This window comes from Pseudomonas sp. GD04015 (genome assembly GCF_029837675.1).
GTDB classification, from domain to species: domain Bacteria; phylum Pseudomonadota; class Gammaproteobacteria; order Pseudomonadales; family Pseudomonadaceae; genus Aquipseudomonas; species Aquipseudomonas paralcaligenes.
Window position 1 is genome coordinate 1 of record NZ_JAOEEE010000029.1, and the last position, 19,626, is coordinate 19,626.

21 protein-coding genes are annotated in these 19,626 nt (G+C 63.5%); 13 read left to right on the forward strand and 8 right to left on the reverse strand.

Features of this window, described 5'->3' with window-relative positions:
* Positions 1-178: 178 nt before the first annotated feature.
* Positions 179-5,428, forward strand: coding sequence for a LysM peptidoglycan-binding domain-containing protein (locus N7640_RS19665; RefSeq protein WP_279906223.1), 5,250 nt, complete (start codon positions 179-181; stop codon positions 5,426-5,428).
* Entirely contained in the window at positions 5,425-5,649 is a 225-nt protein-coding gene (locus N7640_RS19670; protein ID WP_279905994.1) for a hypothetical protein, read from the forward strand. The genes N7640_RS19665 and N7640_RS19670 overlap by 4 nt, the downstream gene beginning before the upstream one ends.
* 347 nt (positions 5,650-5,996) lie before the next feature.
* On the opposite strand, the gene N7640_RS19675 is transcribed toward N7640_RS19670, so the two are convergent.
* On the reverse strand, positions 5,997-6,314 hold the full coding sequence (locus tag N7640_RS19675) for a carboxymuconolactone decarboxylase family protein (RefSeq protein ID WP_279905993.1): 318 nt from the start codon (positions 6,312-6,314) through the stop codon (positions 5,997-5,999).
* Between the two features lie 113 nt (positions 6,315-6,427).
* Here N7640_RS19675 and N7640_RS19680 point away from each other — a divergent pair, with 113 nt between their 5' ends.
* Both N7640_RS19680 and N7640_RS19685 read left to right on the forward strand, forming a co-directional pair.
* Entirely contained in the window at positions 6,428-7,342 is a 915-nt protein-coding gene (locus N7640_RS19680; RefSeq protein WP_279905991.1) for a LysR family transcriptional regulator, read from the forward strand.
* 86 nt (positions 7,343-7,428) lie between these two features.
* The gene (locus tag N7640_RS19685; RefSeq protein WP_279905990.1) at positions 7,429-8,148 is read left to right on the forward strand and encodes a transporter substrate-binding domain-containing protein; all 720 of its coding nucleotides are present in this window, start codon (positions 7,429-7,431) and stop codon (positions 8,146-8,148) included.
* Positions 8,149-8,170: 22 nt separating this feature from the next.
* On the opposite strand, the gene N7640_RS19690 is transcribed toward N7640_RS19685, so the two are convergent.
* Positions 8,171-8,467 carry a hypothetical protein gene (locus N7640_RS19690; RefSeq protein ID WP_279905989.1) on the reverse strand — a complete coding sequence of 99 codons (297 nt, stop codon included), beginning with the start codon at positions 8,465-8,467 and terminating at the stop codon, positions 8,171-8,173.
* The gene (locus N7640_RS19695) at positions 8,464-8,901 is read right to left on the reverse strand and encodes a 3-isopropylmalate dehydratase (protein ID WP_220814540.1); all 438 of its coding nucleotides are present in this window, start codon (positions 8,899-8,901) and stop codon (positions 8,464-8,466) included. The genes N7640_RS19690 and N7640_RS19695 overlap by 4 nt, the downstream gene beginning before the upstream one ends.
* 146 nt (positions 8,902-9,047) lie before the next feature.
* Between N7640_RS19695 and N7640_RS19700 the strand changes: the two genes are divergently transcribed.
* A complete protein-coding gene (locus tag N7640_RS19700) occupies positions 9,048-9,392 on the forward strand; it encodes a hypothetical protein (RefSeq protein ID WP_279905988.1) in 345 nt (114 codons plus the stop codon).
* Positions 9,393-9,587: 195 nt separating this feature from the next.
* On the opposite strand, the gene N7640_RS19705 is transcribed toward N7640_RS19700, so the two are convergent.
* Positions 9,588-10,538, reverse strand: a complete 951-nt coding sequence (locus N7640_RS19705; protein WP_279905987.1) for a helix-turn-helix domain-containing protein — start codon at positions 10,536-10,538, stop codon at positions 9,588-9,590.
* 119 nt (positions 10,539-10,657) lie between these two features.
* Here N7640_RS19705 and N7640_RS19710 point away from each other — a divergent pair, with 119 nt between their 5' ends.
* The gene (locus N7640_RS19710) at positions 10,658-11,284 is read left to right on the forward strand and encodes a cysteine hydrolase family protein (RefSeq protein ID WP_279905985.1); all 627 of its coding nucleotides are present in this window, start codon (positions 10,658-10,660) and stop codon (positions 11,282-11,284) included.
* Between the two features lie 65 nt (positions 11,285-11,349).
* On the opposite strand, the gene N7640_RS19715 is transcribed toward N7640_RS19710, so the two are convergent.
* Positions 11,350-11,784: an HIT family protein gene (locus N7640_RS19715; RefSeq protein WP_220814536.1), complete on the reverse strand. Its 435-nt coding sequence runs from the start codon at positions 11,782-11,784 to the stop codon at positions 11,350-11,352.
* A 126-nt stretch (positions 11,785-11,910) separates the two neighbouring features.
* Between N7640_RS19715 and N7640_RS19720 the strand changes: the two genes are divergently transcribed.
* From N7640_RS19720 to N7640_RS19730, 3 genes are all read left to right on the forward strand, one after another.
* On the forward strand, positions 11,911-12,615 hold the full coding sequence (locus N7640_RS19720) for a glutathione S-transferase N-terminal domain-containing protein (RefSeq protein WP_279905983.1): 705 nt from the start codon (positions 11,911-11,913) through the stop codon (positions 12,613-12,615).
* A gap of 187 nt (positions 12,616-12,802) precedes the next feature.
* A complete protein-coding gene (locus tag N7640_RS19725) occupies positions 12,803-13,726 on the forward strand; it encodes a type I restriction enzyme HsdR N-terminal domain-containing protein (RefSeq protein ID WP_279905982.1) in 924 nt (307 codons plus the stop codon).
* Positions 13,727-13,833: 107 nt separating this feature from the next.
* On the forward strand, positions 13,834-14,400 hold the full coding sequence (locus N7640_RS19730; RefSeq protein WP_279905981.1) for a hypothetical protein: 567 nt from the start codon (positions 13,834-13,836) through the stop codon (positions 14,398-14,400).
* A 55-nt stretch (positions 14,401-14,455) separates the two neighbouring features.
* Here the strand turns inward: N7640_RS19730 and N7640_RS19735 are convergent, their stop codons facing one another.
* A complete protein-coding gene (locus tag N7640_RS19735) occupies positions 14,456-15,322 on the reverse strand; it encodes a hypothetical protein (protein WP_279905980.1) in 867 nt (288 codons plus the stop codon).
* Between the two features lie 561 nt (positions 15,323-15,883).
* Positions 15,884-16,231 (reverse strand): hypothetical protein, encoded by a 348-nt coding sequence (locus N7640_RS19740; RefSeq protein ID WP_279905979.1) that lies wholly within the window; start codon positions 16,229-16,231, stop codon positions 15,884-15,886.
* A 302-nt stretch (positions 16,232-16,533) separates the two neighbouring features.
* Here N7640_RS19740 and lepB point away from each other — a divergent pair, with 302 nt between their 5' ends.
* The 4 genes from lepB (at position 16,534) to N7640_RS19760 (ending at position 19,016) form a co-directional block, all read left to right on the forward strand.
* The gene (lepB, locus tag N7640_RS19745; RefSeq protein WP_279905977.1) at positions 16,534-17,064 is read left to right on the forward strand and encodes a signal peptidase I; all 531 of its coding nucleotides are present in this window, start codon (positions 16,534-16,536) and stop codon (positions 17,062-17,064) included.
* A 64-nt stretch (positions 17,065-17,128) separates the two neighbouring features.
* A complete protein-coding gene (locus tag N7640_RS19750; protein WP_279905976.1) occupies positions 17,129-17,377 on the forward strand; it encodes a VF530 family protein in 249 nt (82 codons plus the stop codon).
* A 107-nt stretch (positions 17,378-17,484) separates the two neighbouring features.
* Positions 17,485-18,321 (forward strand): AraC family transcriptional regulator, encoded by an 837-nt coding sequence (locus N7640_RS19755; RefSeq protein ID WP_279905975.1) that lies wholly within the window; start codon positions 17,485-17,487, stop codon positions 18,319-18,321.
* A 95-nt stretch (positions 18,322-18,416) separates the two neighbouring features.
* Positions 18,417-19,016, forward strand: coding sequence for a LysE family translocator (locus N7640_RS19760; RefSeq protein WP_279905974.1), 600 nt, complete (start codon positions 18,417-18,419; stop codon positions 19,014-19,016).
* A gap of 75 nt (positions 19,017-19,091) precedes the next feature.
* Here N7640_RS19760 and N7640_RS19765 read toward each other — a convergent pair whose 3' ends face one another.
* Positions 19,092-19,625: a DUF3087 domain-containing protein gene (locus N7640_RS19765; protein ID WP_279905972.1), complete on the reverse strand. Its 534-nt coding sequence runs from the start codon at positions 19,623-19,625 to the stop codon at positions 19,092-19,094.
* Position 19,626: the final 1 nt, after the last annotated feature.

Sequence of the window (19,626 nt, forward strand, 5' to 3'; positions counted from 1 at the left end):
TAGCGTGGACGCCAAGGGCTATTACACCAGGCTGGAATACGACGCCTACGGAAGCGTCACGCGCAAAATCGAATACAACACGGCGCTGAGCAAATGGAACGAGGTCAATCAGCCCGCCGCCCCTGCCTCGCAACCCGCCAACCGCACGACTCGCTTCGTCTATGACGCCATGGGGCGCATGACCCAGACCATCAACGAGAATGTGCAGTACTGGATCGCACAAGACGGCGTGAGGGAAGTGACATCCGGCAGCATCACCAGCAATACCCTGTCCTACGATGGCGTCGGCAACATCCTCACCCGCACGGATGCGCTGGGCGCCGTCACCACCAACACCTACGACGCCCTGGGCCGCCTGACGAAAATCACGTTGCCACAGACTACTGTTGCCGCGGCAGGCCAGCTCAACCCCTATGCGGTCGATACCGTCACGGCCTCGCCAGTCTCAGGGTATGCCTATAACGCCTTCGGACAGGTGGTTCTCAATGTTACTGAAGCTGGAACGGACGCAAACGGCCGCGTTCAAGCGGGCGGAACCCGCTTCCACATCACCCAGTACGACAGCGCCGGCAATGCCATCATGCAGATGGAGCCCAACGGCTCGAACCTGTATTTCAAGGTAGATGCAGCCGGACGGCGGATTGAAGAAAAGCGCGAAATCGACGTCACCACCGAAGCCTTCACGACGGTGTTCGGCACCAACATGTCGATGAAACATACCATCCGCCGCACTTACGAATACGACAAACTGGGCCAGCAGACCACCGCGATCGACTGGTACAACGTCTACAACATCTTCACTCCGACGCTGACCGCCAGCCGCAGCACCGTGACTTACAACCGCTTTGGCGAGATCACGGAAAAGAGAGTCAACGGAGCACTCCAAGAGAAGGTCAACTACGACCTCAACGGTCGTGCGGTGAACCGGGTAACGGCACAGACCGGGATAGAACACTTTGCCTATGACGTGAACGGCAAACTGACTTACGCAGCCCAGTACGGCAACCTGACCGACGCCTCCGATGACCGCATCACCTACTACCTGAACGATCAACTCGGCAGGAACATCGAGCAGCATCTGCCTGCGTTCGAGGCGAATATCAGCGGCAACCCGCTGCAAAACAAGCTGCCGGAGAACGCTCCCAAGGTAACGCCTGTCATCAGGCAGGCCTTCGACCGCTGGGGCAACCTGACATCGCGCACCGACGCCAAGGGCTATACCACGGCCTATCAATACGACTACGGCAATCGGTTGATTACCGAAACGGGGCCCAATGTCACCGTTTATCGCGAAAACGGGACTGCCTACGTCGCCTCTATCCGCAAGAAATATGGCTACGACTCGACCGGAAATCTGATAGCAGAACAAGATATCGCCATATCCACCGTGGGAAATATCACGGTATTGCGCACGAGATATCACCTTTACAACAGCGGCAACCTGGTGTGGGAAATCGATGGCGTAGGAGCGTCTCGCTTCTACATATATGACGTTTACGGCAATCGCGTCGGCTCCAAGGACGCTGTCGGAAATGTCCTGTTCAACACCTACGATGCGATGGACCGCCTTACCAGCCATGGCATCGTCCGCAACAACGTCGCTGTGGTTCTGCAGACCAACAAGTACGACCAAGCGGGCCGCCTCTATGCCGAAATAGCCGGTACCACCGAAATCGCCGAGACGCTTCTCAATGTGGCGGACTCATACGACGGCAAATCCTATATGTCGGGAGTTGCTGGCAACACGCGCTATACCCTTTACGACGAGCGCAGCAATATCACTTGGACACGCACGGAGTCAGGCGTAAACACCCAGTTCCAGTACGACATCTCTAATCGCAAAACTGCCGAAATCGACGCGATAGGCAATACCAAAACCTGGACCTACGCGGCAGGCGATTTCTCCCAACTGATCGGCTACAAGAACTGGGGGAACCATCAGTACACCTATATCTACAATGCTTTCGGCCAACTGGAAAAAGAGCAATTCCTGGGAGGCCCGGACAAGACCTATCACTACTTCGCCAATGGCCTGCTCAAGCTCGTTATAGAAGGCACACCACAGGATTGGGAAGTCACTGGCAACGAGTATGATCTCAACGGGAACAAGACCCTAGAGTTCAACTCCAGCATCATGGGATACGGGACTACCTCCATGTCCGGGAGTAGCTTGGAAACCCGTTATCAGTACGATTCGCTCAACCGCCTCCAGGCCGTCAGCATGCCGGTAGGAAACCAGCATGTGGGCCATCACGACGTACTGACGACCTCCGCCCAACTCGATTCGCTCACCTACTACTACGACGAGTTCGGCAATCGCCGACGCGTGACAATGGACACCACCGACCAGGTAGGCAAGCGCACGCAACTAGACAACTGGTTCAAGTACGACCTGGAAGGGCGAGTGCTCATCAACGATGGATACCTCAACAGCCGGGGCCAGATCGTCGCGGGCGTGGTCAACGGCCAAGGCAAGGGCCAGGCCTATGGCTACAACGCCATCGGCCAGCGGATATCGTCCGAAGAGTTCGTGGGCAGCATCAACTTCTTCGGCCACCCCAGCAATGAGTATGTGCTGAAGAACTACACATACAACGATCTGGGCTCCCTGCTGACCACGACCAAGCGAGCTTCGATCCGAAATGCACAAACGGGACCGGATACCTCCGATGGCTCGATACTAGGGGATGCCACTCTCATCTTCAGCGCCAACTACGATGCTCGCAACAACCGCGTGTATCAGGAAGACGTCAATGGCAACGAGCGCACCCGTACCACTTATACCTACCGTGGCGATGGCAAGCTGAACAATCAGCTAGTTGATCGCTGGAACGGAAGCAGGTGGAAGCCCTACCAATACACCTTCTTTAATGAAAACCGCCTGATCGGTACCGACAGGGTAGAGCGCGACATCATGCCCGGCTACAACGCGATCGGCCTGATGGTGCGCTATCGCTATACGGTCTATGACAAGAATGGCGACCCCGCCATGTGGGGAGAGAACTACACCAACTACATTGCCTTCGATACTTGGAAAGAGCATAGAATCCAGGCAAACGTGAACAGAGGGACGCCTGGCATAACCACCATGGAATATGGCTTGCGCGGCGACCTGCTGACGGCTGTTTCCACGGGCAATACTCCTTTCACACGTCGATATGCTTCGGATCGCAACGGCCAGTTGATCATGCGCACCGACGGCAACAATGCCTCTGCCCAAACTTATGTGATGCACAACGGCAACGTGCTGGCCAGCATCGGCAACAACAGCACACCAGAAATCTTCGACACCATCTCCTCAGTCTCTCCTTCCGAGATAGAGCGAACCCCAACTAATTACGTGATCGTCGACGGCGATACCCTGCAAGGCATTGCCCAGAAAATCTGGGGTGATTCGGGCATGTGGTATCTGATCGCCGATGCCAACGGCTTGAGTGCCAATAGCGAGCTGATACGTGGCACGACACTGACCATCCCGAATGTCGCGGGCAGCAACTCCAACAACGCAGGCACCTTCAAGGCCTACAACCCGAGTGAAGTTACGGGAGACCTGACACCCGTCGCCAAGTATCAGCCGCCAAAACCGAAGAAGAAGAAAAGCGGGGGCTTGGGCAGCATTGTGATGGTGGTGGTGGCCGTGGTGGCGGCGGTGTTTACGGCAGGGGCAGCGCTAGCTGCTATGGGGGCTGCTGGCAGCTTTATGTCAATAGGTGCCACTGCGATGACGGCGGGCGGTATCGGGGCAGCGACACTTGGAGGTAGTGGCCTCGCTGCCGGGGTAGTTGCTTTTGGTGCCGCTGCCGCTGCCGGCAGTGCCGCCTCCCAGCTGACCGGTATGGCTATGGGGGTGCAAGACAAGTTCTCTTGGAGCCAGGTAGCAGTGGCTGGCATCACCGGAGGCATAACCGCCGGGGTTAGCTCGTTTATAAGCAATCCGGCTGCCACCGCGGCTGCGGGTTATGTCGGTAATTACGCGGCTAGCAAAGTCGTGGGATTGGACACTAGCTTCAGTTGGGCAGGGATGGCTGCATCCGTAGTCGGCTCGACCATTGGTAGCTATGTGGGTGGCAATGCTGCCAAAGCCGGAACTTTCGGTACTTTCGCCAAAGCGGTGGCTCGCGATCAATTCACGGCGCTAACCACCGCAGCTATCACCGACAAGTGGTTCGGCGGTGCTCGACCAAATTATGCGCAGGTAGCCACTGATGCGTTTGGTAATACGTTAGGGAACTCGATCAAGGGCCAAATGGTGAGGGCTGATCAAGAGGCTCGCCTTGATCAATGGACGAAAGGAGAGCTGGATCGAGCTGGAGCGCGCGTAGAGGATGCGCGACTTCGGGTCGAGCAGGAGCAGCAACTGGCGGATTGGACTGGGGGTGAGTTATTGAGAGCTGAAGCGCGCACGAGTGATCGAGTGACGGCGTATGCCGATGCGAAGAATGTTCGCGCTGCAGCTACCAAGGCGTCCCAGCCATACGACTCAGCGTGGATGAACACGGCTTTAGGGGCGGGCCTAACTTGGAATGCACTTCTAGATGCCTCGTCCCTGGGAGTATATGAAACAACCAAGGAGCGCTACGCACGGCTAATTTCAGCCTCCGACGTGCCAGTCATTAACGATCCTGCGACTAATAGCCCTTGGGATTTACCGGAGGAGGTGCGCCCCGAGTTGAGCTTGAGTCAGCGAGCGAGTAATTTTGTTTCTGAGCACTCTCTAGTGTCATTCCAGCCCTTGAACGGGAATTTCGCCCATGATGTGGCTGCGAATATTCGTAATGCTGCTGCGTTACCCGCTAATGTCATCGGGATAGGCGCCGGGGCAGCGGACAGCTTGCTGAGCTTGAATGACGGCACCGGCTATAAGCTTTTAGATGCAAGCATGGGGCTACCTGGCGCAGGGTTTGGCGCTTGGACTTTTAAAGAAATAGGGCTTGCGGCGAAGTCCTTAGGAGCTATAAGGGCTGAGGCCAACGCCGCAAGAATCCAATTTGGCACCGTTAGAGAATCGGACAGTACGATTCTTAACTTACTATATGGAGCAAGGGTAAAAGAAGGCTTACCAGGATTGGTCGGAGCTCCTATTACTAGACGCCCAAGTGTAGCCGAACTGGAAAATTTGACATTAAAGCATGATGTAGAATTTGCGGTAACTTATAAACTTGGAGAGAAAAGTGGAGGCCGCGGCGGCCAGTATTTCTTACACTCTGGCAGCAAAAGCCAAGTCCATATTCCGTTAGAGGCTGACCGTATGCTCATATATCATACTCACCCTAGCAGCACTGCCTTGGCCAGCGTAGGAGACCGCTTGGTCATGGAGACCCTCGAGCTTCTGGGCTCACCACAACGAAGCTCGCAGATTATTCCAGTAGGAAAAGAAGTCGTGCGCTTTAACAAGAGCACAACGATTAATTGGTGGAATAAGCGATGAAAGATATATCTGAATTTGAATCTCTATGGAAAGAAAACCCATCAGCATGGGCTCTACTCCACGTAAACGCTTCAAATCTCAACGAGCCGCCAAGGTATTTGATAGTTAACACCGAAACCAGACATGGAAAAATCATAGAAGATGATGAAGTTTTTGATTTTGTCATCCAGAAAATGCTTATGGCAGGTGTTAGAGTTGTGAAAATTGGAGATGGATTCTGATAATAAAACAACGGGGACAGACCGCGTTTCCTACAGAAGAAACCATCTGCTCCACCCTATTGACACTCCGCACTGATCTACCCTCTAGTCGTTTAGTCGTTGCATATGGAAAAGGAACTCCCTATACGGCGTAGAGTCTCCCGGAGTTTTTCTGCACCTAATTCAATGCGGTAACAGCCACTCCTTCTACGCTGACGAGGGCTACCAGTTCTCTCTGGAGCACCTAGCGGAGCAGGCGGACAATTCATTGATGACCGACCACGTTCATATGCATCTAACGCCGCGTGGGGCGGAAAGCGCTAGGCTGCTGATGATGTGGCTGGGTCAGCGTTATGTGCATGCAGACATCAACCGCACCTATCGACGTAGTGGCGCCTTTGCCCCCTTATCTCGCTGAGTCGGTCCACAGCAGGGCGGCAGAACAGCGCGTCCTCCCAGGCTCCCAGGGCCAGCAGGCGGCGGGCGGATTCGCCGGCCTGCAGGGCAGCGGCGCTGTGCATGTCCAGGCACAGGGCGCAGCCGTTGAGCTGCGAGGCGCGGACCTTCACCAATTCGCGCAATGGGGCTTCCAGGGAGAAGCCGTTCTGGGTCTTCTCCAGGGTGTAGACGGCCTGGAACACGTGCGGCGCGGTCTGGTGATAGTGGTTGCGTCTGCTGGTCATCATGGCGGCTGCTCCGAAGGCGCCCGGCACCACGCCGGGGTTCGGTGCCACTGTATTACCCGCCTTCAAGCGGATAAATTGTCCACCAACGCAAACATTGTACGGAGAGACGCACAGTGGCCTTCGACCGCCTCGAGGCGATGCGCGCCTTCTGCCGCATCGTCGAACTGGGCAGCTTCACCCGGGCGGCGGACAGCCTCGGCCTGGCCAAGACCACCGTGTCCGGCCAGGTGGCGGCGCTGGAAGCTCACCTGGGCGTGCGCCTGCTGCATCGCACCACCCGCCGCGTCTCGCCGACCACCGACGGTAGCGCCTACTACGAACGCTCTCGCACGTTGCTGGATGACCTCGATGAACTGGAGAGCGACGTCTCGCAGAGCCTCGGGCTGGCCCGTGGGCGGGTACGGGTCGAGATGCCGTCGCCGGTCGGCCGCTTCCTGATCATCCCCGCCCTGCCCGACTTCATCGCTCGCCATCCCCTGATCCACCTGGACGTGGGCTGCGGCGAGCGCGTCGTCGACCTGGTACAGGAAGGCATCGACTGCGCGATCCGTGGCGGCACGGTCGGCACGCCGGACCTGGTGTGCAAGAGCATCGGCCAGATGCGCTTCACCCTGTGCGCCACACCCGGCTACCTGGCCAGGCACCCGGCGGTGCGTCATCCGCACGACCTGCGAACCCTGGATTTCCTGGCCTTCGTCTTCCCCGCCAGCGGCCGGCAGAAGACCAGCGCGCTGCAACATGGCGACGAACGCTTCGTCATCGATCAGGAACCGACCATGCGCTTCAACAGCGGCGGCGCCTACATCGCCGCCGCCGAGGCCGGCCTGGGGTTCGTCGCGGTGCCGACCGTGGAGGCGCGCCGGCCGCTGGCCGAGGGCCGGCTAGTGGAAATGCTGCCGCAGTGGCGCCTGGAGAGCATGCCGATGAGCCTGGTCTACCCTTACTCCCGGCGCCTGTCGGCCCGGGTGCGCGCCTTCGCCGACTGGGCCGGCGAGGTGATGGACAGCGACCCGCTGTGGCGGGCCTGAACGCGCGTCGGGCGCGCATCCGGCCATTTGCGATTAAGCTGTGGCCCCGCCGTTTCCCGTCTTCCTCCTGCCTCTCCGGTGACCGCATGCGCCTGCTACTCGCCCTGCCGCTTCTGCTGTGCGCGGGTGCCTTCGCCGAGCAACGACCGATCCGCTTCGCGGTGACCGAGAGTTCAACCATGCCGCTGATGCGCTACGAGCAGGGCCGCGCCGCCGGCGGCATCCTCTTCGACCTGCAGACACGCCTGGCGCAGAAGCTCCAGCGGCGCGCCGAACTCCTCGTGCTGCCGCGGATGCGTGTGCAACAGATGATGGCGCGCGGCGAGATCGACGTGCGCTGCTACGTCAGCCCCGACTGGGTGGAGGGCGCCCACCATCAGTACGTGTGGAGCGTGCCGTTCATACAGCAGCGCGACCTGATCGTCGGCCGCGCGGAAGAAACCGAACCGCCCGGCCGGGACGGCGAAACCATCGGCACGGTGCTGGGCTTCGCCTACCCGCGTCTGCAACCCCTGTTCGCCGACGGCAGCCTGCGGCGCGACGACGCCCGCACCCAGGAGCTGGCGCTGGAGAAGCTGGACGCCGGGCGCTACCGCTACGCGGTCAGCAACCAGCTGGCGCTGGACTGGCACAACCGCCAGCGGCCGCCGGAGCGCCGGCTCAAGGTGTTCGGGGAGATCGCCAGCGACCCGATGGCATGCATGGTGCGCGACGAGGGCGACGTGCCGACCATGCAGTTACTGCGCGCGCTGGTGCGGATGAAACAGGATGGCGAGTTCGAGACGATCCTCGACCGTTACCGCTAGCCGTGCGCGTGGGGGAACCCGATCAGCCCTGCCCCTGCAGCTCGCCCAGGCACTGCCCGGATACCCACTGCAACCGCTCCAGCAGCGGCGCCGGCAGTTCTGCCTGCTGCAATGCGGCGAAGTCATCGGCGGAAAAATCCCGCTCGATGCGGGCCACCGTGCAGTCGCAGTAGCGCGACGCGGGCTCGCGGCCCAGGGCCTCGCCGGCACTGTCCAGGCAGCCTTCGCGGAAGACCTCGCGCATGCCCGGAGGCCAGTCGGCCGCCAGCGCGGGCAGGACGACCAGCGGGAGGATGGCGAGGGCGGCACGGCGGATCATGGCTGGGGCGGATTCTCATCCGGGCGGATGTCGAAGCCGCCACGGTTCTCGCTGACGACGTGGAAGTACTGGGTGCTGCCCGACTCGACCTTCACCGCGATCTCCTTGTGCAGGCGGCCCATGCCGCAGAGGGTGTCGTCCAGCGGGTCGATCTTCAGGCCCAGCACGCGGGTGCCGGCGGGCACCTGGAAGCTGGCCACCTCGGCCATGCCGATGCGCGCGGCCAGCTTGCGGTCCACCTCGATGGCCACGTAGCAGCCGCCGCCCATCAGGCCCATGTCGCGGTTCACCACCAGGCGGCCGCCGTTGGCGTACTCGTCCTGGTAGGCCAGCAGGCGGTCTTCGGGCACGGGCTTGATGTTTTCCGCGTCGGGGCGGAACGAAGAACAACCTACCAGCAGAACCAGGGGTACAACGGCGAGGAACTGGCGCATGGAAGCCCTCCTTGGGCATCGTGGGGTCGGAGCAGTATTGGCGCTGGAACGCTTCGCCTCAAGGGGCCGAAGCCCCCGGGCGAAAATCCTGAACCTCGCGCCGGGCACAGGTCTCTACAGATCAGTGATTCCTAGAGGAGTTCGACATGAACAGATCGCTGCTCTGCGGCCTCGCCGCTTCCCTGCCCCTGCTGGCCATGGCCGCCCCTGAACTGGCCGAAGAACTCAACGGCCTGAAGGTGGAAACCAGCACCAGCCCGATCACGGCCCAAGACAACACCGGCTCCGGCCCGGTCACCGGCAACGCCACCCTGGTGGTCAAGCTGACCAACCACGACACCCGCAGCGTGGAATGCGAGGTCGACCCCGGCCCCACCGCCACCGAGGTGCAAATCCAGAAAGTCAACCTGGAGCCCGGCGAAAGCGCGACCCTGCGGGTCGACAGTCGCGCCTCGGGCACGGGCACCGACGCCAAGCTGACCTGTCACTGATCCCGCGTTTCACTCCCCGCCAGGTCCGCTCTGGGCCTGGCTTCTTTTTGGCTCTGCCCACGTCAGTTGTTGCACACCTTGTGGGAGCGGATTTATCCGCGAATGTCACGGCCAATCGGCATGCAGCCCAGCCGCTCCCACAAATGCAGGATTGCGCCACCAACACGTAGCGCTGTTGCCCGGGGAGCGCCGCGCCTACCCACGGAAGGTCTGCCGCCACGCGCTCGGCGATACGCCGAAGGCGCGGCCGAAGTGGTGACGCAGTGACACCGGCGAGCCGAATCCGGCAAGGGTGGCGATCGCCTCAACGCTCTGCTCGGTGCCCTCCAGCAGGCGCTGGCATAGCGCGAGCCGCTCCGCCAGCAGCCAGTCGCCGACCGTGGCACCGGTGAGCTGGCGGAAGCGCCGGGTGAAGGTGCGCCGGCTCATCAGGGCGCGCTCGGCCAGGCTGTCCAGGCTGTGCGGCAGGTCGAGGTGGGCGCGCACCCAGTCCAGCAGGCCCGCCAGGCGGTCGTCGCGGGAGGTGGCCGGTAGCGGCTGCTCGATGAACTGGGCCTGGCCGCCCTGTCGATGGGGCGGCACCACCAGGCGCCGGGCCACCCGGTTGGCCACCTCGGCGCCGTGCTGCTGGCGCAGCAGGTGCAGGCAGCAGTCAATGCCGGCGGCCGTGCCGGCCGAGGTAAGCAGGCCGGCGTCGTCCAGGTAGAGCACGTCGGCGTCCACCATCACCTTCGGGAAGCGCTTCGCGAAGTCCCGGGCCCAGGCCCAGTGGGTGGTGGCGCGCCGACCGTCGAGCAGGCCCGCCTCGGCCAGCACGTAGGCGCCCAGGCACAGGCCGACCAGCCGCGCACCGCGTGCGTGGGCCGCCACCAGCGCGTCCAGCAACGCCTGCGGCGGCCGCTCCTGCGGATCGTCGTGCCAGCTCGGCATGATCACCGTGTCCGCCCAGGCCAGCGTCTCCAGGCCGTGCTCCACACGCAGGCCGAAGCCGGCCGTGGTGCTCAGCGAACCGGCCCGCTCCGCGCACACGCGCAGCTCGTAGAACTCGGGCCCCGGCCCCAGCTCGCCGAACACCAGGCAGGGCACGGACAGGTGAAAGGGCGTGATGCGGTCGAAGGCAACCACGGCGATGCGGTGGGCGGGCATGCGGAAACTCCAGGCCGTTTGGCCCGATATTAACGCAACCTGGCTTGTGGGCCACTCACGACCGGAAGGACCGCGCACGAACAATGGACTCCACCACAACCCCCACGAGGAGCCTTGCCATGAACCAGCCACCCAAGCGCGCCCTGATCGTCATCGACGTGCAGAACGAATACGTCACCGGCAACCTGCGCATCGAACACCCGCCCATCGACCATTCCCTGGCCAACGTCGGCCGCGCCATGGACGCCGCCAGCGCGGCCGGCATCCCGGTCATCGTGGTCCAGCACCTGGCGCCCGAGGGCTCGCCGATCTTCGCCCGCGACAGCCAGGCCGCCGAGCTGCACCCGCAGGTGGCGCAGCGCCCGCGCGACCACTTCATCCAGAAGGAGATGGCCAGCTGCTTCGCCGGCACGGACCTGGCCGACTACCTGAAACAGCGCGGGATCGACACCCTCAGCGTGGTCGGCTACATGATCCATCACTGCGACGACTCCACCGTGCGCCAGGCCCATCACGAGGGCTGGCAGGTGGAGCTGCTGCACGACGCTACCGGCGCTCCGCCCTATCGCAACGCGATGGGCTCGGCCACCGCCGAGGAAATCCACCGTGTGTTTACCGTGGTGATGCACACGGGCTTCGCCGCCGTGCTCGGCACCGACGACTGGATCGAGGCACTGCACAGCGGCGAAGCGCCCCAGCCGGACAACATCTACCTGTCCAACCAGCGCGCCATCGCCAATCGCTGAACGCGGCCGTGCGTAGGGCGGGTGAAACCCGCGTTGCACTGTTCGCGGGTTTCACCCGCCCTACGTTATGCGAGACGCTTGACCAGACGCGCCTGCAGCTTCTCCAGCTCGGCCGGGTCGGCCTGGTGGGTGGCGTGGATGCCGAGTTTGTCGCCCTCGTAGCGCGGCACGATGTGCACGTGGATGTGGAACACCGTCTGCCCCGCCGGCGCGCCGTTGAACTGCGCCACCTGCACACCGGCCGGCTCCAGCTCGTCCACCACCGCCTGGGTCAGCTTGCGTACCACGGCCATCACCTTGGCCAGGTTGGCATCGTCGATCTCCAGGATGTTGCGCGCCGGGGCGTTCTTTGGAATCACCAGGCAATGGCCGTAGGACTGGGGGAACAGGTCGAGGAAGGCGAGCACGTCGTCGTCTTCGTACAGCTTGTAGCAGGGAGCCTCGCCGCGAATGATCTTGGCGAAGATGTTCTGGGCGTCGTAGGTGCCTTGCAGGCTCATGGGATTCTCCGTGACCGAGTGGAACGACAAGGGCGAACCATACCGGCTTCCGGCCTGTCACGTAAGGATGTCGCCCGCACGGGCGGCCGGCTATCCTGACCACTTCGCCAAATCCCCGGAGCGCCCATGCCAGACCTTTCCGCCTTCCCCATCACGGGCAAATGGCCCGCCACCCGGCCCGACCGCCTGCAGCTCTACTCGCTGCCCACGCCCAATGGCGTCAAGGTGTCGATCATGCTGGAAGAGACCGGCCTGGCCTACGAGCCGCACCTGGTCAGCTTCGACACCAACGACCAGCTCAGCCCCGAATTCCTCTCGCTCAACCCGAACAACAAGATTCCCGCCATCCTCGACCCGGACGGGCCGAACGGCGAGCCGCTGCCGCTGTTCGAGTCCGGCGCCATCCTCATCTACCTCGCCGAGAAGACCGGCCAGCTGCTGCCCCGCGACCCGGCCGCGCGCTACCAGTGCATCCAGTGGCTGATGTTCCAGATGGGCGGCATCGGCCCGATGTTCGGCCAGCTCGGCTTCTTCCACAAATTCGCCGGCAAGGACTACGAGGACAAGCGCCCGCGCGACCGCTACGTGGCCGAATCCGCGCGCCTGCTCGGCGTGCTGGACAAGCACCTGCAGGGCCGCGACTGGATCATGGGCGACGACTACAGCATCGCCGACATCGCCACCTTCCCCTGGGTGCGCAACCTGATCGGCTTCTACGAGGCCGGCGAACTGGTGGAGTTCGAGCGTTTCGCCAACGTCCGCCGCGTGCTCGACGCCTTCCTCGCCCGCCCGGCCGTGCAACGCGGCCTGACCATCCCGCAGCGCGGCTGAGCCGCAGCCGGCACGGGCGCGATGCCCGTGCCAGCGCAGGCTGCCCTCCTTACTGATCCGAAAGTGGACTGGCAATCAGCCATCAGACTGGATATAACCCTGTGAAGCGTGCTGGTAATGGCCTATCAGTCAGCCACAGGGACGAGGCTATCAGCGGATTTGCATTCACTGCCTGCAAGGAACTGCGATGACTGACGACGTGATTGGCGTAACGGTTTGCGACGAGTGCGGCACTCGCTACAAGCTTCGGGAAAGAAACCGCCACCAGCTGGGAAAACCGGCGCGCTGCCAGAAGTGCAATACCATCTTCACGGTCGAACTCGTCGATCCCACGCCGTTGGAAAACGCGGCGATCAAGAACGAGGAAGAACAGGCCCAGGAAGTCACCGAGCGCAAGCGCCAGCGCAGAACCAGGGAAGAAATCCGCCAGGAGTACCTGGACACCATCCGTACCGGCTTCAAGTCGTTGCACCCGCGCCTGGTCGCCATGGACCTCGCGGAGAAGTCGTCGGAAGAGAACGTGCGGATATGGGTCATCGACAGCCTGATCAACGCCCTCGGCTACAGCCACGACGAGATCGACACCGAAGTCCGCACGCTGGGCAAGCGCGTCGACATCGCCCTGAAGAAGAACGGTCAGATATTCCTCGTGATCGAGTGCAAGGGCGTGCGTACCAAGCTCGGCAACAGCGTCAGGGACCAGGCGATCAACTACGCCACTAGCCTCTCGGCGCCTTGGGCCGTCATCACCAACGGACATATCTGGCGCCTGTACCGCATCATTCCGCGCCAGGGCCGCGACCCGAAGCTCGTCGAAATCTTCGATGTGGCGCTGCTGGACGCGGACGGCGTCAGCGATAGCGACGTGGAAAGCCTGTTCCTGCTCACCGCCCGCGCGCTGTTCAGCGGCGATACCGAAAAGATGAGCCACCTGATCGCCTGCACCACCCGCCGCAAGATTCTTCAGGCACTGACCTCAGATCGCGTGGTGAAGGCCATGAGGATGGAACTGATCGAAAGCTATCGGGAAAGCAACGGCGTGAACGTGCCCCTGGACGATGCCGGCACCAAGTCGGTGATCGCCGACGCCTTCGGTGTGGAGGACCTCTGACGGTCGCCGCTCGATGCGCGACAGCCGTCATCCATTGCTCTCGACGCAGGTGCGCTCGGCGAGCGGTGCAGGTATCTTCGGTGTCCTTTCCCCGCAGTAGTGGACCCATGAGCCGCATCCTCGCCCGCAGCCTGCTTCTCGCCATCGGCGCCCTGTGCTCGACCGCCGCTCTCGCCCGGGTGGAGGTCGAGGCCGCCGAGCAGAAGCCCCTCGGCCCGATCCTGATCGCCAAGATTTCCGAGGAGATCGCCCCCGGCGACTACGAGGCGCTGTTCAAGGGGCTGCAGGCCAACCCGGGCAAGTACGCCCGCAAGGTGGTCCTGCTCGACAGCATCGGCGGCAGTGCCGCCGAGGCCATGCGCATGGGCCGCCTGCTGCGGGAAACCGGCTTCGAGGCGCTGGTGCCTACCACCGGCGTGTGCCAGGGCAGCTGCATCTACCTGCTGGCCGCCGGCCGCAAGCGCACCGTGCGCGGCCACGTCGGCCTGCATCGCCCGCATTTCCCGGCGGGCGAATCCGCCCAGGCGCGCCGGGCCGGCATGCCCTACAACCCGGCCGGCTACCTGCGCGCCATGGGCGTGGCGCCCGCCCTGGCCGCCGACATGCAGGCCATCGAACCGCAGCGCATGAAGGTGCTCACCGCCGACGACCTCAAGCGCTACCGGCTGGACTGAACAGCGGCGGGCCAGCCCGGAAACGACTGCGGCGCCCGAGGGCGCCGCAGCGGGATCAGGCCTTGGCGTTCTTGCGGAACAGGCGTTTCCACCAGTGCTTCGGACGGGTCACCGAGTTGCCGGAGTAGGCCTTCTGCGAATATTTCGGGAAGACGCCGAACACCTGCTTCATGCGGTAGTTCTCCAGGCTGTAGCCGGCGTCCAGCGCCTCCTGGTAGTAGCGCTCGAACAGCGCCTGCAAGTCCTGCCTCGGGTGCGGCATCACGGTGCCATCGAACCAGTGCTTGCGTCCTTCGCGCTCCAGGCGGGGGAAGGAAATGCCATGGGAGAACTGGGTGCCCATGTCCGAGTAGTGGAGGATTCTGATCTGCTCGATCGGAGTGTTCTCGCCGTCGATGTTGTTGTACTGGGTATCGAACGGCTGGATCACCTCGGTGTGGGTCTTGTAGTACTTCTTCAGCTGCTGGTGGATTTCCGGCTTGCCCCGCAGCTCCTCTATCGGCGGCAGGTGCTTCTTCGCCTCAGCGCAGTCCCACATGGACACGCAGAAGCGCCAGGATTCCTCCCCGCCCTTCGCCATCACCACCTTGCCGGGCTCGAAGGCCTGGTTCCACAGCTCCGCGAGATCGCACAGCACGATCACGTCGGTATCCATGTAGATGGCCTTGCCCTGGTAGCCGCAGAACGCCGGAATGCCCCAGCGGAACGCGGAGAACGGCGTGGTCCAGGCCTCGGTGCGCCAGCCCTGCTGCTGTTCCGGGTTGGAGTACCAGAAGCTCTCGGGGTCGCGGGAGAGCTGCATCCAGTGGATTTCCACCGGCTGCGAGCAGTGCTTGCGGATGCTGTAGTCCAGCACCATCATCTGCTCGAGGTCGCAATCGTTCGGATCGCAACCCACGAAAACACGAATCGTCTCCGACATTCTTGGCGAATCTCCCTTTTATTCTGTTGGCAGTCACGGCATCGAGGCCGAAGCGCGGCATCATACTGCCAAACGTCTCTCCTGAAGATGCCCTCCAGCGCCCATCGGACGGGCAGCATCGCACTTCCGACCACAGGCAGGATGCCAAAGAAAAGGCTATGTCCCCGTTGCGTGTTGCAGCCGCTACAACTGTCCTGAGGAAGCCTGTCTGGGAGACGGTAGGCCGTAAGCCACCAGCGCAACCGACCGCACCCCACCGCCGGTGGGTTACGCCGGCAAGCGGCTTACCCCACCCTGTGCGTTGTGCGGTCAACCCCCTCTAACTGGATGCTGCAGCTGCCCGCCCCTGGATTATTCCCCTTCGGGCCAGCGCAAGCGCTGTTCAGCGATACAGCTGCTGTCCCGCCTGCGCGGGAATGACGGTTTCGGAAGAAACTTCCCCCTACCTCGTCATCCCCGCGCAGGCGGGGACCCAGAATGAGTCAGAGCACTACAACACGTAACGGGGACATAGCCGAAGAAAAGGGCAGCGCCCCGAAGCAGCCGGAGCGCGCCCGGGAGTCATTCGGGCTGAATGCGCCCTCCGCGCACTTCCACCCGCTGGCCGGTCTCGAAGCGCTGATGCGGCGAGCGAATCCAGCGCTCTTCGCCCGCCTCGTCCCGCACCACGTAGGCGGTGCCGGTCTGGCCGCTGGCGCGTTGCGCCTGAGCGCCGCCCCAGCCTCCCAGCGCCGCGCCGACCACCGCCCCGACCGGCCCACCGGTGGCGGCGCCGACCATCAGCCCGGTCAGTGCACCGAAGCCGGTGCCAACCGAATTCTCCTCCCGCTCGGCCACCACCTCGGCGGCCTGGACGGATTGCACGGCCAGCAGGCCGACACTGAAAGCAAGCAAGGTAAAGCGACGCATGGAAGTTCTCCGTTGGCAAGTGTGTGCCCAGGGAACTACTCAGCTTTCATGCCAGAAAACTTGTCCTATTAATTCAATAGGTTGAAACCCATGAAGGTCGATAGGACAACATTATCCGCAAGTCCATAGGACAACGAGCGATGTCCGGATGACAGCGCAGCGGCAGGCGAAGGACGTCCTCCAGGTGCGCCCTACCTCGTCCCGCAGATGGATGGGTTGCGCGGCACGCAGTGCATTGCATAACGTCGCACCACCGAACAGGATGCCGGGCCAGCCGGCCCTGCCACGATAAGGAATTGCCGATGCGCCTCGGTTTCTGGCCGCTTTTCTCCGCCCTCACCGCCCTGCCGGTCGTCATCTACCTGATCAATCCGCTCGACGTTCCCAGTCTCGACCCGCGCCTGCGCCTGCTCGGCATCGCCCCTTTCCTGATCCCCGCGAACTCGATGAACCCGACTCTGGAGAACGGCGACCACATCATCGTCAACGCCTGGCCCTACCGGCTGGACGCGCCACAACGGGGCGACCTGGTGGTATTCCTTCACCCGCAGCAGCCGGAGACCAAGTACGTGAAACGCCTGGTCGGCCTGCCGGGCGAGCGGGTAGCGCTGCGGGGTGGCACGGTGTTCATCGATGGCGAGGCGCTGGACGAGCCCTACGTGCTGGACATCGCCCAAGAGCGGACACCCGAAACCACCGAGATGACGGAGCGGACGATCCCGGCCGGCGAGTTCTTCATGCTCGGGGACAACCGCAACCACTCGTACGACAGCCGCTACTGGGGGACGGTACCGGCCGCCAACCTGATCGGCCGGGCCGGGAAGCTGCTCTGACATGCCGGCCGCCAGCGATGCGTATCTGTCGTGAACGACCCTACGGGCTGGAGAGATCGGTAGAATGATCGCCCACTCCCGCAAGCCGATCCGACAGATGAGCAACGATCCCCTCCATGGCCTGACCCTGAAAGCCATCCTCCAGGCCCTGGTGGACAAGCACGGCTGGGAGCGCCTCGGCCAGCTCATCGCCATCCGCTGCTTCCAGCACGAGCCCAGCCTCGACTCCAGCCTCAAGTTCCTGCGCAAGACGCCCTGGGCGCGGGAGAAGGTGGAGGCGCTGTATCTCCGCGACATCGCCGGCAAGCGCTGAACCGGGCGACGGATGAGCGGCCCGGCGGCCTGCACGAATCTTCTAAACGCCGCCGCGCAAACCGGTTAAGGTCGGTACCCGCCCCGCCCACTCTCGCCGGAACGCCCGTGGATACACGCAACTGGATCGACTTCACGCAGGATGCCGACACCGGCATCGAGTCGATCCGCGCCCACTTCGAGGGCCACGCCTACGACCCGCACTGGCACGACAGCTATCTGGTCGGCGTCACCGAGCAGGGCGTGCAGCAGTTCAACTGCCGCCGGGAGAAACACCTGAGCACACCGGGCAAGGTGATCCTGCTGGAGCCGGGCGAGATTCACGACGGCCATGCGCCGACCGAGGAAGGCTTCACCTACTCGATGCTGTACATCGACCCGCAGTGGCTGGAGCGCGAGCTGCACGCGCTGTTCGAGCACGCGCCGGCGGACAGCACGCCGAGCTTCGCCAGCATCCTGAACAACGACAACCGCCTGGCCGGGGCCATCTTCCGCGCCTTCCAGACCCTGCACCAGGGCGACCTGCGCATCGTCCGGCAGACCGCCATCGACGACCTGCTCGGCACCATGACCAGCCGCCTGCAGTGGCGCAAGCGGGAGAACCCCGACCCGCGCCTGCCGCTGGTGGCCCAGGTGGCGCGCGACTACCTGCACGCGCACTTCGACCAGGACATCGGCCTGGACGACCTGGCGGCGGCCTGCGGGGTGGACCGCTTCCGCCTCGGCCGCGCCTTCAAGAGCGCCTTCGGCATCGCCCCGCACGCCTACCTGATCCAGCTGCGCCTGGCCAAGGCGCGCCAGCGGCTGGCCCGTGGCGATAGCCCCGCCGACGTGGCCAGCGCCCTCGGCTTCGCCGACCAGAGCCACCTGGGCCGCTGGTTCCGCCGCGCCTACCGGCTCACCCCCGCCGACTACCGGCGCCGCTGCTCAAAGCTTCCAGACTGATTCGCCGCCGCGCCGGAACATGGTCCTCCCGATAAAGGAGACCCCATGCCATGCGTCGCACCCATCCTCCACACCGCGGCCGGAGGGACTGAACCATGCAGTCCCTGTTGCCCTTCCTGCTGTTCGCCTTCGTCGCCACCATCACTCCGGGGCCGACCAACATCCTGGCGCTCGGCCACGGCGCCCGCTTCGGCCTGCGCGCCACCCTGCCGCTGGTGCTCGGCGCCTGCCTTGGCGCGGCGCTGATCGTGCTGCTGGTGGGCCTCGGCCTGGGCGAGACGCTGCTGCGCTACCCGCGCGTGCAGCTGGCGATGAGCTGGCTGGGCGCGCTGTGGCTGAGCTGGCTGGCCTGGCAGCTGCTGCGCCACGCGGCCACGCCGCTGCAGACCGACGCGGCGGGCCAGCGCGAACTGGGCCCGCTGGGCGCCGCGCTGCTGCAGCTGGTGAACCCCAAGGTGTGGATGATGGCGGTCGCGGTGGTCAGCGTGTTCGCCGCCGACAGCGCGGACAAGGCCCTGCGAGTGATGCAGCTGTCGCTGATCTTCCTGCTGATGGCGCTGCCCTGCATGAGCGCCTGGGCCCTGCTCGGCGCCGGCAGCGCGCGGCTCCTGCAGGCGCCGGAGCGGATGCGGCGCTTCAACCAGGCGCTGGCGCTGCTGCTGTTCGCCTCCACTTGGATGGCGTTGCTGGTGTAGACCCGGACCATGCCTGGTGCGCGCGGCGCACCCTACGATGCGAGGTAGGGTGCGCCGTGCGCACCGCCACTGTGCTCAGCGCTTGGCTTCGAAGCGCTTCACCGATTCGAGCCAGGCCGGGTCGAGGCGGTTCTGCTCCACGTCCAGCCCGCGCGCCAGCATGGCCTCGCGGTGGGCGTCGATCTCGCGGACCATCTGGCTGAGGTCGGCGCTGTTGCCGTCCAGCTGGTGCATCTGGCTCACGCCCAGGTGGTAGAAGCGCAGCAGCTTCATGGCGCTCTCGTCGCCCGCCGCCACGCCGGCCTTCACGTGGTGCATCACGTTGGTCACGCTCATCAGGCTGCGCTTGAGCCGCCAGCCGTACACCGCCGCCGCCATGAACGGCCGCGACCACAACTGGTAGCGCACCAGGGCGATAGTCAGGCCCAGGCCGGCCAGCACGCCGATCAGGTTCCACTTGAAGTTGTCGCCGCCGGGCGTGCCGAACAGCTGGGTGCTGGCGGTGGCGCAGAGCATGCCCAGCGCCAGGAACACGCCGGCCAGCAGGAAGGTGCTGCGACGGGTCTGCTGGCGGTAGTGCTCGGGGCTCATGGGCTGGATGTCGAACATG